We start from the raw sequence: 12,604 nt of genomic DNA, 5'->3' as shown, positions 1-12,604 counted from the left end.
GGGGGACCGACAGCGGGAACGTTATCCCGCCATCGCCCCCGCACACCTTCTTCACAGGCCCTCACGCGGGCATCGGGCATCCCCGGAGGAATGGTCGTGCCCCGCCCCCCGGTGCCCGGCGGATCAGACGCCGGCGAACGCCTGCTCGAGGACGTCGAGCCCCTCGTTCAGCAGGTCCTCGCCGATCACCAGCGGCGGCAGGAAGCGCAGGACGTTGCCGTACGTGCCACAGGTGAGGACGAGGACGCCCTCGGCGTGGCAGGCCTTCGCGAGCTGAGCGGCGGCCTCCGGGTTCGGGTCCTTCGTGCCCGCCTTCACCAGCTCGATCGCGATCATCGCGCCGCGGCCGCGGATGTCACCGATCAGGCCGCCGTTGGGCAGCTTCGCCCGCATCTCGGCGAGCCGGCCCTTCATGACCTCCTCGATGCGCTTCGCCTTCCCGTTCAGGTCCAGCTCGCGCATCGTCTCGATGGCGCCGAGCGCACCCGCGCAGGCGACCGGGTTCCCGCCGTAGGTGCCGCCGAGGCCGCCGGCGTGCGCGGCGTCCATGATCTCGGCGCGGCCGGTCACGGCGGAGAGCGGAAGGCCGCCCGCGATGCCCTTGGCGGTCGTGATCAGGTCCGGGACGATGCCCTCGTCCTCGCACGCGAACCACTGGCCGGTGCGGCAGAAGCCGGACTGGATCTCGTCGGCGACGAAGACGATGCCGTTGTCCGCGGCGAACTGCGCGATCGCCGGCAGGAAACCCTTCGCCGGCTCGATGAAGCCGCCCTCGCCGAGGACCGGCTCGATGATGATCGCGGCGACGTTCTCCGCGCCGATCTGCTTGGTGATCTCGTCGATGGCCTGCGCGGACGCCTCCGCCCCGGCGTTCTCGGCACCGGTCGGCCAGCGGTAGCCGTACGCCACCGGGACGCGGTAGACCTCCGGGGCGAACGGGCCGAAGCCCTGCTTGTACGGCATGTTCTTCGCCGTCAGCGCCATCGTGAGGTTGGTCCGGCCGTGATAGCCGTGGTCGAAGACGACGACCGCGGTGCGCTTGGTGTAGGCGCGGGCGATCTTCACCGCGTTCTCGACGGCCTCGGCGCCCGAGTTGAACAGCGCGGACTTCTTCGCGTGGTCGCCCGGGGTGAGCTCGGCGAGCTGCTCGCAGACCTCGACGTACCCCTCGTACGGCGTCACCATGAAACAGGTGTGGGTGAAGTCGGCGAGCTGGGCGGTGGCGCGGCGCACGACGGCTTCGGCGGAGGCGCCGACGGACGTCACGGCGATGCCGGAACCGAAGTCGATCAGACGGTTCCCGTCCACGTCCTCGATGATCCCGCCGCCCGCGCGGGCGGTGAACACCGGCAGGGTGGAGCCGACACCCGCGGCGACCGCGGCGAGCCGGCGGGCCTGCAGCTCCACGGACTTCGGGCCGGGAATGGCGGTGACGACGCGGCGCTCCTGCGGAATTGCGGTCATGCGGGGCTCCTGGGGGTGTTTCGGACGCTTCTCTTTCTGCAGGCTAGGGGCGGGGGAGGGGGTGCGGCATGCTCCGTTCGGGAGTGGTGGCGCGCGTGTCCTTGTCCGCGACGGACAGAAGACGGGCAGAAGGCGGACAGAAGGCGGTACGGGACGTGGGGCGGGGAGCCGCCGGGGGCCCCTCCCACGGACCGGGGCACGTACGGGGACGACGTGGCCCCTGGCCGTCACTATCCGGCGCCTGGCTGAACTCACCGTGCTCGCGCACTAGATTGGCCGGGGCAGCGGTCGGACCTGGCTGGTCAGGGGGCAACGGTTCATGGACAACGAAGGCACGCACGGCGCCCGGGGCACGCGGGGTGCGCAGCCGCCCGACGGACGGCCCGGGAGCTCCCTGCCGCATCCGGCGGGCCCACCGCCCGCCCTGCCGCCCGGCCCGCCCCCCGTCGCCCCGCCCCCGTTCCCTCCGACGATCCCGCCGCCCGCCGTACCGAAGCGGCCCGCGGCGTCCCCCGGGCAGCCCCGGCACGCCGGTGCCCGGGCGGACACGGCCGAGTGGCTGAACGCCCCCCGCCCCGAGGCCGAGCCGGGTGTCTGGCGGTACGCCCACGTGCCGCGGCCCGCCGAACGGCCGCCGCGCCCCTCGCTGGTGGGCCCGCTGGCCACGCTGGCCCTGTGGCTCCTGTTGTGGCTGCTGCTCACGGAGCGCAGGGTGCCCTACGTGTTCTGGCCGATCGAGATCATCACCGGTCCCGAGTGGTGGCCCTACCACAGCCTCCGGGCGGACGCGCCGCTGGTGGTGCGCACCTCCAACACGCTCTACTACCAGGCCCTGGTCGTCGGCCTGGGCTTCTGGGCCGCCCGGATCGGCGACTGGGCGGGCGTGTTCCGCTACTACGCGGGTGAGCGGCGGGACCGGGCCAGGGCGGTGGCCGCGGCGGCGGGCGCCGCGCTCGCCCTGTGGCTGTACTTCACCCAGCACGTACCGCTGATGGCCCTGCTGTACCCCCTCATCCCCCTGAGCGTGCAGGAAGCCGGCGGCAACCAGTACGCGGCCGCGCTGCTCTCCTGGGTGCTCTACGCCCTGGCGGCGGTCGCGATCGTGTGGCCCTTCGCCCGGGCCGGCGCGTGGGCGAGGGAACTGCGCCTTCTGCTCGGGCGCGACAGCCCCGCCCCGCAGCAGCGCGGGACCGCTCCCGCGCAGACCGGCCCGGACCTCGCCCACTGGCCCGAAATGCGGGCCGCCGGAAGCACGGACGCCGCTGAGGCGCTCACCGGGGCCCTGCGCGCCGACCGGCTCAACGACATCGACTGCGTACGGCTGCGCCACGCCTGGGGCGCCGCCCGCACCCACCCCGACCGGCGCGCCTCCTTCACCGACACCGTGCTGCGCATGGGCGCCGACGCCTATCTCCACCCCTCGGGCCGCCGGGACCTGCCCCGGCGCACCGCCGTCCACGACCCGCTCACCGGCCAGGTCCGCATCGGCGACTGCGCCGACGACCCACGCAATCCCTACGCGCGCCGCGGCTCGGGCATGGCGCTCGAACCCGCGTCGCTGGGTACCTCGCTCCTGGTCGTCGGGCCGCCCGGCTCGGGCAAGACGGAACGGGTGGTGCGGCCCGTCGTCGAATCCCTCGCCCTGCGGGCGCTCACCGGCCAGGCGGCGGTGCTCGCCGTCGGCGGGGCCGGCGACCGGCTCGGCCCGGACGGTGCCTACGACGTCGTCGTCAGGATCGGTGACCCCGCGTCCGTGCACGACTTCGACCTGTACGGCGGAACGACCGACCCCGACGAAGCGGCGGCCGCCCTCGCCGAGGGTCTGGCCGGAGACCTCCCCGCCCTGGACACGCGGCGCGCGGCGACCGCGCTCAGCCAGCTGCTCGGCCCCTACCGTGCCGTCCACGGCACCTTCCCCGGCGTACCCGAACTCCGTGAACTCCTCGAAGGCTCCGCCACCGCGCTGGGCGGGCTGCGCGAGGCCCTGGACTCGGCCGGCCACCACGCGATGCTGCGCGAGCTGGACGCCCGGCAGCGTCAGGCGGGGGGCGCCGGTGACCCCGCCGCCGCCCTCGCCGACCGGATCGCCGTGCTCGACCGGCCGGTGTTCGCCGGGTTCTTCGCCACCGGACCGGACGCCCGCCCGTTCTCGCTGCGCTCCCTGGAGCAGCATCCGCTGCGGGTGCGCGTCGACCTGCCGGAACGCGCCCACGCCGAGGCGTCCCGGGTGCTGGCCCGTCTGATCCTCGCCCAGTTCAACGCGATCACCGCCGCCCGGGCCGACCGTTCGCTCTTCGTCTGCCTGGTCCTGGACGACGCCACCCACGCCGTCACCGCCGAGACCGTCAGGGGCATCCGCCGGCTGCGCTCCGTCAACGCCGGGGCGGTCCTCACCCTGCGTACCCTGGACGACGTGCCCGAGGAACTGCACACGGCGCTGCTCGGCGCGGTCGGCTGCACCATGGCTTTCCCCGGTGTCACCACCTGGGACGGCAAGCGCTTCGCCGAGGCCTGGGGCAAGGAGTGGGTCGAGGTACGCGAGGTCGCCCAGCACGGCGTCTTCGCCGACCAGCCGCTCACCCGCGCCCTGCACGCCCTGCGGAAGCTGGCCACCGGCAAGGCCGTCACCACGGACGCGGTGACCGTGCGCCAGGTCGAGCGGGAACGGTGGTCCGCCTCCGGCCTCGCGTACGAGTTGCCGGCCGGCCACGCGGTCCTCTCCCTCACCACGGTCGGCGGCGAGCACGCGCCGCCGCTCCTGGTGCGGCTGGGCGACTGACGGTCCCGCGGGAGGGGCGGTGACGGGGACTCTGCCACCCTGGCAGAATCGCCCGGAGCCGTTCGTACGGGACGGCGTAATCGCCCCGATCCCAAAGGTCGCCGATCCCCATGCCCCCCACTCTCGCCTCGCTCGTCCAGCACTCGGCGCTCAAACTCACGGTGCGTGCGGGGGCGGACCGGCTCGACGCGCCCGTGCGCTGGGCGCACGCCAGCGAGCTGGCCGACCCCGTCCCCTACATGGAGGGCGGTGAGCTGCTCCTGGTCACCGCGACCAACCTCGACGCCGAGGACCCGGAGGTCATGCGACGGTACGTGCGACGGCTGGCCGGGGCCGGGGTGGTGGGGCTGGGCTTCGCCGTCGGCGTCACCTACGACGAGGTGCCGCAGCCCCTGGTCGACGCCGCCGAGGAAGCGGGGCTGCCGCTGCTCGAAGTGCCGCGCCGCACCCCGTTCCTCGCCATCGCCAAAGCCGTCTCCTCGGAGATCGCCGCCGACCAGTACCGGGCTGTCACGGCGGGCTTCGAGGCCCAGCGGGAACTCACCAGGGCGGCCCTCGCCGGGGACGGCCCCGCCGAACTCCTCACCCGTCTCGCCGTACACGTCGACGGCTGGGCGGCGCTGTACGACGCCTCCGGCACCGTCGTGGCCGCCGCGCCCGACTGGGCGGCCCGCCGCGCCGCCCGGCTCACCCCGGACGTGGAACGCCTGCGCGAGCGACCGGCGCCGGCCAGCGTGGTCGTCGGCGACACCGACGACCGCGTCGAGCTGCAGTCCCTGGGCACCGGCCGCCGGGTCCGCGGCGCGCTGGCCGTGGGCACCGGGGCGGCGCTCGGCACCGCGGAGCGCTACGCGGTGCACTCGGCGGTGGCCCTGCTCACCCTCACCACCGCCCGCTCCCGGGCACTCCAGGGCGCCGAACAGCGGCTCGGCGCGGCGGTGCTCCGCATGCTCCTGGCCGGCCAGCCCGACCACGCGCGCGCCGTCGCCGGGGACCTGTACGGCGGACTGCTCGACGCGCCCTTCCGGCTGCTCATCGCCGAGGCCACCGACCCGTCGGCCACGGCGCAGCTGACCGAGGCCATGGAGACCGCCGCCGCCAGGTCGGGGGAGACGCTGCTGATGGTGCCCGAGGCCGAGCGCCTCGTCGTGCTGGCCGCCGACCGCGGCGCCGCCGTCGCAGCGGTCGCCGCCCACGCCGAGGCCCAGGAGGCCGCGCCCCCGGGCGAACCGTCCGGACAGGACGCGGAGGTGGTCCTCGGCCTCTCCGCCCCCGCGGGGCCGATCGCCGTCTCAGCCGCGTACAAACAGGCCGAACAGGCCCTCTCGGTCGCCCGCCGCCGCGGCAGGGTCCTGGTCGAGCACGAGGAACTGGCGGCCGGTTCCGTGCTGCCGCTGCTCGCGGACGACGCGGTCAGGGCCTTCGCCGACAGCATGCTCCGCGCCCTGTACGAGCACGACGCCAAGGGTCGCGGCGACCTCGTGGCCTCCCTGCGCGCCTGGCTCTCCCACCACGGCCAGTGGGACGCGGCCGCGGCCGACCTGGGCGTGCACCGCCACACCCTGCGTTACCGGATGCGCCGCGTGGAGGAGATCCTCGGCCGCTCACTGGACGACGCGGACGTGCGCATGGAGATGTGGCTCGCCCTCAAGATCGCCAGCCCCCCGACGGCGCCGTAGACGTAAGGGCTGTCGGCGTGCGCCAATCCGGCGCACCCGGACCCGGCCGTACTCCACGCCGGACAAACGCCAGGTGCGCGGTGCGGCCCTACGGTGGGGGACTGAATCACCCCACGACCTCGAAGGGCCGGAACCTCCATGACCTCCACCCACGCCTTCTGGCTGGCCGGCCGCGAGGCCACCGGCGAGGAAAGCTTCGACGTCACCAACTCCTGGGACGGGCGTCTCGTCGGCACCGTCAGCGTGCCCACCGAAGCCCAGGTGGAGGAGGCCGTCGCCGCAGCGCACGCCGTGCGCGACGAGTTCGCCGCGACCCCGGCCCACGTCCGCGCCGCCGCGCTCGACCACGTGGCCCGGCGCCTGGCCGAGCGCACCGAGGAGATCGCCCAGGTGATCTCCGCCGAGAACGGCAAGCCGGTCAAGTGGGCGCGCGGCGAGGTCGGCCGGGCCGTCTCCGTGTTCCGCTTCGCCTCCGAGGAGGCCCGCCGCTTCAACAGCGGTGACGCCCAGCGCCTGGACACCGACGCCGGCGGGACCGGCCGCCTCGGCCTGACCCGCCGCTTCCCGCGCGGCACGGTCCTCGGCATCGCCCCCTTCAACTTCCCGCTGAACCTGAGCGCCCACAAGGTCGCCCCGGCCATCGCCGTCGGCGCGCCGATCATCCTGAAGCCCGCCCCGGCCACCCCGATCTCCTCGCTGATCCTCGGCGAGCTGCTGGCCGAGACGGACCTGCCCGCCGGTTCCTGGTCCGTGCTGACGGTCCCCAACGACCGCATGCCCGCCCTCGTCCAGGACGAGCGCCTGCCCGTGATCTCGTTCACCGGGTCCGCGCCGGTCGGCTACTCGATCATGGACTCGGTGCCGCGCAAGCACTGCACCCTGGAGCTCGGTGGCAACGGCGCCGCGGTCGTCCTCGGCGACTACGCCTCCGAGGCGGACCTGGACTGGGCCGCGACCCGTATCGCGACCTTCTCCAACTACCAGGGCGGCCAGTCCTGCATCTCGGTGCAGCGGGTCATCGCCGACGCCGCCGTCCACGACCGGCTCCTGCCCAAGATCGTCGCCGCCGTCGAGGCCCAGGTCACCGGTGACCCGTCCGACGCCACCACCGACGTCGGCCCGCTCGTCGACGAGAACGCCGCCAAGCGCGTCGAGTCCTGGGTCGACGAGGCCGTGCGGGCCGGCGCGCGGCTGCTCGCCGGCGGCAAGCGCGACGGGGCGACGTACGCCCCGACCGTCCTCGCCGATCTCCCCGACGGCGTCACCCTCGCCCACGAGGAGGTCTTCGGGCCGGTCCTCTCGGTGCAGAAGGTGGACGGTGAGGCCGAGGCGTTCGCCTCCGTCAACGCCTCCCAGTACGGCCTCCAGGCCGGCGTGTTCACCCACGACCTGCAGACCGCCTTCCGCGCCCATCGTGCGCTGGAGGTCGGCGGCGTGATCATCGGCGACGTCCCCTCGTACCGCGCGGACCAGATGCCGTACGGCGGAGCCAAGCAGTCCGGCGTGGGCCGCGAGGGCGTCCGTTACGCGATGGACGACTACACCTACGAGCGCGTCCTGGTCCTCACCGGCCTCGCCCTGTAAGCCCCGGCGCCCGTACGCCACCCGCACTCCGCCCGGACAGCGAGACGGCGGGCGGCGGGCGTCAGGGGAACGGCCCGAACCCGCTGTGCGGGGGTTCGGGCCGTTCTCGCGTGCGGGGGATACGCCTGAGGGAATACCGCACCCCCTGGCGGGCAGTGGAGTGGTGCCCGACCCGATCGGCGCCCGAAGGCTGGTGACAGGTGCGGGAATCGGGTACATACGGACGAGTAGAACCGGTGGGCAAGCACAGGCGGACGGCCTCCGTCCGCCCGCGAATCTGCCGGATCCACCCACCCCACGAAGCGGCGAGGTGAGCTCCTCATGTCCGCACCATCCGCACAGCGTCCGTCCGCACAACCGCATACGCCCAAGGTCACCGAACGCGAAGCGCGACAGGTGGCCGAGGAAGCGCGCGAGCAGGACTGGCGCAAACCCAGTTTCGCCAAGGAACTCTTCCTGGGCCGCTTTCGGCTCGACCTGATCCATCCGCATCCGCTGCCCGCCGCAGAGGACGTCCGGCGCGGCGAGGAGTTCCTCGCCCGACTGCGCGACTTCTGCGAGACCCGCATCGACGGCGCCCTGATCGAGCGCGAGGCGAAGATCCCCGACGAGGTGATCAACGGCCTCAGGGAACTCGGCGCGCTCGGTATGAAGATCGATGTGAAGTACGGCGGCCTCGGGCTGACGCAGGTCTACTACAACAAGGCCCTCGCCCTGGTCGGCTCCGCCAGCCCCGCGATCGGCGCCCTGCTCTCCGCCCACCAGTCCATCGGCGTGCCACAGCCACTGAAGACCTTCGGCAGCCAGGAGCAGAAGGACACCTTCCTGCCCCGGCTCGCCCGCACCGCCATCTCGGCGTTCCTCCTCACCGAGCCGGACGTGGGCTCCGACCCGGCACGGCTCGCCACCACAGCCGTCCGGGACGGGGACGACTACGTCCTCGACGGAGTGAAGCTGTGGACCACCAACGGAGTCGTCGCGGACCTGCTGGTCGTCATGGCACGCGTACCGAAGTCCGAAGGGCACAAGGGCGGCATCACGGCCTTCGTGGTCGAGGCCGACTCCCCGGGCATCACCGTGGAACACCGCAACGCCTTCATGGGCCTGCGCGGACTGGAGAACGGCGTCACCCGCTTCCACCAGGTGCGCGTCCCGGCGGCGAACCGCATCGGCCCCGAGGGGGCAGGGCTCAAGATCGCCCTCACCACCCTCAACACGGGCCGGCTCTCCCTGCCCGCCATGTGCGTCGGCTCCGGGAAGTGGTGCCTGAAGATCGCCCGCGAATGGTCGGCCGTCCGTGAGCAGTGGGGCCGGCCGGTGGCCCGCCACGAGGCCGTGGGCGCCAAGATCTCCTTCATCGCGGCGACCACCTTCGCCCTCGAAGCGGTGGTCGACCTCTCCTCGCAGATGGCGGACGAGAACCGCAACGACATCCGGATCGAGGCCGCGCTCGCCAAGCTGTACGGCTCCGAGATGGGCTGTCTGATGGCGGACGAACTGGTCCAGATCCGCGGCGGCCGGGGCTTCGAGACCGCAGAGTCCCTCGGCGCCCGCGGCGAACGGGCCGTCCCCGCCGAGCAGATGCTCCGGGACATGCGGATCAACCGGATCTTCGAGGGCTCGACCGAGATCATGCACCTCCTGATCGCCCGCGAGGCGGTCGACGCCCACCTCAAGGTCGCCGGCGACATCATCGACCCCGACAAACCGCTCTCCGCCAAGGCGAAGGCGGGGGCCAACGCGGCGGGCTTCTACGCGAAGTGGCTGCCGAAGCTCGTCGCCGGACCGGGACAGCTCCCGCGCACCTACGGAGACTTCCACCCCACCGGCCACGCCGACCTGTCCGGTCATCTGCGCTACGTCGAGCGGACCTCCCGCAAGCTGGCCCGCTCCACGTTCTACGCCATGTCCCGCTGGCAGGGCCGGATGGAGACGAAGCAGGGCTTCCTCGGCAGGATCGTCGACATCGGGGCGGAGCTCTTCGCCATGAGCGCCGCCTGCGTCCGGGCCGAACACCTGCGCGCCGAGGGCGACCACGGCCGCGAGGCGTACCAGCTCGCCGACACCTTCTGCCGCCAGTCCCGCCTCCGGGTCGAGGAGCTCTTCACCCGGCTCTGGTCCAACACCGACGACCTCGACCGCAAGGTGGTCGACGGAGTCCTGGCGGGCACGTACACCTGGCTGGAGGAGGGTGTCATCGACCCGAGCGGCGAAGGCCCGTGGATCGCCGACGCCACCCCGGGCCCCTCGGCACGGGAGAACGTGCACCGGCCGATCCGCTGACCCGTGCGCCCGGCCGGCGGGGCACGTCCACGCGCTGGACGTGCCCCGCCGCTGTGCGTCCGGCACGGCAGGATGGGCGCCCGTGACCGTCATCCATGTCCCCGGTTCCAAGTCCGTCACCGCGCGCGCCCTCTTCCTGGCCGCCGCCGCGCACGGCACCAGCACCCTCGTACGCCCCCTCGCCTCGGACGACACCGAGGGCTTCGCCGAAGGACTCACCGCCCTCGGCTACGAGGTGGTGCGGGAGGCGGAGGCCTGGCGCATCACGGGCCGCCCGTCAGGGCCCGCCGCCACCGACGCCGACGTCTACTGCCGGGACGGCGCCACCACCGCCCGGTTCCTGCCGACCCTCGCGGCGGCCGGCGCCCGCGGCAGCTACCGCTTCGACGCCTCCGCCCAGATGCGCCGCCGCCCCCTCGCCCCGCTCACCGAGGCCCTGCGCACGCTCGGCGTCGACCTCCGCCACGAGGCCGCCGAGGGCCACCACCCGCTGCGCGTCGAGGCCGCCGGCATCAAGGGCGGTGAACTGACCCTGGACGCCGGGCAGTCCAGCCAGTACCTCACCGCGCTGCTGATGCTCGGACCGCTGACGGCGGAGGGGCTCACGATCACCGTCACCGATCTGGTGTCGGCGCCGTACATCGAGATCACCCTCGCGATGATGCGGAGCTTCGGCGTCGAGGTCACCCGCGGCGGCCCCGGCGCCACCGTCTTCACGGTGCCGCCCGGCGGCTACCGGGCCACCGAGTACGCCGTCGAGCCCGACACCTCCACCGCGAGCTACTTCTTCGCGGCGGCGGCGCTCACGGGCCGCGAAGTCACCGTCCCCGGCCTCGGACAGGGCGCCCTCCAGGGGGACCTGCGCTTCGTCGACGTGCTGCGCCGCATGGGCGCGGAGGTCCACATGACGGCGGAGTCCACCACGGTCCGCTCCACCGGCCGGCTCCGGGGCGTCACCGTCAACATGCGCGACATCTCCGACACCATGCCGACGCTGGCCGCGATCGCCCCCTTCGCCTCCGGCCCGGTCCGCATCGAGGACGTCGGCAACACCCGGGTCAAGGAGTGCGACCGGCTGGAGGCGTGCGCCCGGAACCTGCGGCGGATGGGCATCTCGGTCGCCACCGGCCCGGACTGGATCGAGATCCGGCCGGGCACCCCTCACCCCACGGAGGTCGAGACCCACGGCGACCACCGCATCGTCATGTCCTTCGCCGTCACGGCCCTGCGCACACCCGGCATCACGTACGACGACCCCGGCTGCGTACGCAAGACGTTCCCCCGGTTCCACGAGGCGTTCGCCGGGTTCGCGGACCTCACGAGGGGATAGCGGACGCCACGGGGGAACAGGGGGCCGGGCCGAGAAGATCTCCGGGCGCGCACCGGTGCGGGACGGCTAGGCTGCGCGCCATGATGTCCGCCTCCGATGTGCTGTCCGTCCTCTCCGTGGCGCGCGAGGCCGGTGCGGAAGTGGTGATCGCCGGGGGATGGGGTATCGACGCGCTGCTCGGCCGGGAGACCCGCGACCACCAGGACCTCGACCTGCTGCACCGTCACGAGCGGGAAGCCGCGCTCGTGGCCGCGCTGACGGCGGCCGGTTACACGGAGACGCTCGACCGGCGCCCCGCCCGGTTCGTCCTCAGCCACCCGTCCGGGCTGGAGATCGACCTGCATCCCCTGCGGTTCTCCGCCGACGGATCGGCGACGCAGTCCTCGCTCGATCCGGGCAAGCCGTTCCACTACCCGGCGGAGTGCTTCGTGGGCGGGAGAATCGGCGGGACGCGGGTGCGCTGCCTCTCGGCGGAGCGGCAGGCGGAGTTCCACCAGGGGTACGACCCCCGGGAAGCCGACCTGCACGACATGGCGCGGCTCCGCGAGGAATTCGGTGTGGCGACACATTTCTGAGCCGGTCCGGTCCGCCGGTGAGCCCGGCCGGCGGCACGCGGCACCATCGCGCCTGCCGGGGCGCGTGATGAAGTACCAGGAAATCGGGAACCACGAAATGGGGACAGGCATGTACGGGGTGAGGGACCAGCGGGGCCGACGGCGCCGGGTGGCGGCCGTCGGGATCGTGGCCGCGATGGCACTGGGGGTGTCGGCCTGCGGCAGTGACGACGACGGCGCGGCCGGCCCGGCCGGCGGGAACAAGGACGGCAAGGCCTCAGCCAGGCCCTCCGCGCCCGCGGCACCCGACGCGGCACGGCTGAAGGCCGCGTCCTTCACCGACGGCGAGAAGGTCGGCGCGTACACGGCGTCCGAGTACGTACTCGACGGCCCGCTCGGTGACGCGTACACCGCCGTCCCGGCCGGCTGCCAGCCGCTCGTCAGCCTCTCCGGCGAGGTCAGCGACCCGGACCCGGCCGCCCAGGTCCAGCGCAAGGTCGACGTTCCGGACGAGATGCTCGGCACCACCGTCGACGTCACCCTGCGCAGCTACGCGAACGGCGGCGCCGCCACCGTCATGAAGGCCCTCGACAGGGCCGGCCGGGACTGCGCCGGCGGGTTCACCGAACAGCGCGCCGTCGCGGCGGCGAAGTACCTGAAGGCCGAACCGGCCAAGGCCCCCGCTTTCGCGGCCGAGGCCGACGAGGCGAAGGCGTACCGCTTCACCATCCTCGACGTGAAGGGGCAGGAGAAGCTGTACGAGTACCTCACCGTCGTCCGCTCCGGCTCCACGACCCTCGCCTTCCGGGCGGAGATCACCTCCACCAAGGACATCGGCGGAGTACCGCCCGAGGTGATGGCCGCCCAGTGGGCCAAGTTCCGTGCGGCGAAGGGCTGACAGCGAGGTGAGCGAGCAGTCACGACGCGGCGC

At 73.4% G+C, this 12,604-nt stretch carries 8 protein-coding genes; 7 read left to right on the top strand and 1 reads right to left on the bottom strand.

Annotated features, from left to right (window positions below; translation table 11 throughout):
- Window positions 1–123: 123 nt before the first annotated feature.
- Window positions 124–1,464 carry a 4-aminobutyrate--2-oxoglutarate transaminase gene (gabT, locus tag ACFYPA_RS07705; RefSeq protein WP_359077677.1) on the bottom strand — a complete coding sequence of 447 codons (1,341 nt, stop codon included), beginning with the start codon at window positions 1,462–1,464 and terminating at the stop codon, window positions 124–126.
- A gap of 319 nt (window positions 1,465–1,783) precedes the next feature.
- On the opposite strand from gabT, the gene ACFYPA_RS07700 reads away from it, so the two are divergent.
- The 7 genes from ACFYPA_RS07700 to ACFYPA_RS07670 all read left to right on the top strand — a co-directional run bounded on the left by ACFYPA_RS07700 (window position 1,784) and on the right by ACFYPA_RS07670 (window position 12,571).
- On the top strand, window positions 1,784–4,243 hold the full coding sequence (locus ACFYPA_RS07700) for an ATP/GTP-binding protein (RefSeq protein ID WP_359317113.1): 2,460 nt from the start codon (window positions 1,784–1,786) through the stop codon (window positions 4,241–4,243).
- 110 nt (window positions 4,244–4,353) lie between these two features.
- On the top strand, window positions 4,354–5,922 hold the full coding sequence (locus tag ACFYPA_RS07695; RefSeq protein ID WP_359077681.1) for a PucR family transcriptional regulator: 1,569 nt from the start codon (window positions 4,354–4,356) through the stop codon (window positions 5,920–5,922).
- 138 nt (window positions 5,923–6,060) lie between these two features.
- Window positions 6,061–7,506: an aldehyde dehydrogenase family protein gene (locus ACFYPA_RS07690; protein ID WP_359077683.1), complete on the top strand. Its 1,446-nt coding sequence runs from the start codon at window positions 6,061–6,063 to the stop codon at window positions 7,504–7,506.
- Between the two features lie 321 nt (window positions 7,507–7,827).
- A complete protein-coding gene (locus ACFYPA_RS07685; protein WP_359317112.1) occupies window positions 7,828–9,789 on the top strand; it encodes an acyl-CoA dehydrogenase family protein in 1,962 nt (653 codons plus the stop codon).
- Window positions 9,790–9,871: 82 nt separating this feature from the next.
- Window positions 9,872–11,119, top strand: coding sequence for a 3-phosphoshikimate 1-carboxyvinyltransferase (gene aroA / locus ACFYPA_RS07680; protein WP_359317109.1), 1,248 nt, complete (start codon window positions 9,872–9,874; stop codon window positions 11,117–11,119).
- Between the two features lie 80 nt (window positions 11,120–11,199).
- Window positions 11,200–11,694: a nucleotidyltransferase domain-containing protein gene (locus ACFYPA_RS07675; protein WP_359317106.1), complete on the top strand. Its 495-nt coding sequence runs from the start codon at window positions 11,200–11,202 to the stop codon at window positions 11,692–11,694.
- Between the two features lie 97 nt (window positions 11,695–11,791).
- Window positions 11,792–12,571, top strand: a complete 780-nt coding sequence (locus ACFYPA_RS07670) for a hypothetical protein (protein WP_359317104.1) — start codon at window positions 11,792–11,794, stop codon at window positions 12,569–12,571.
- Window positions 12,572–12,604 lie beyond the last annotated feature (33 nt).

This window comes from Streptomyces sp. NPDC005775, from assembly GCF_042871565.1.
In the GTDB taxonomy this organism is placed as follows: domain Bacteria; phylum Actinomycetota; class Actinomycetes; order Streptomycetales; family Streptomycetaceae; genus Streptomyces.
This window is presented reverse-complemented; position numbering and strand designations above follow the sequence as displayed.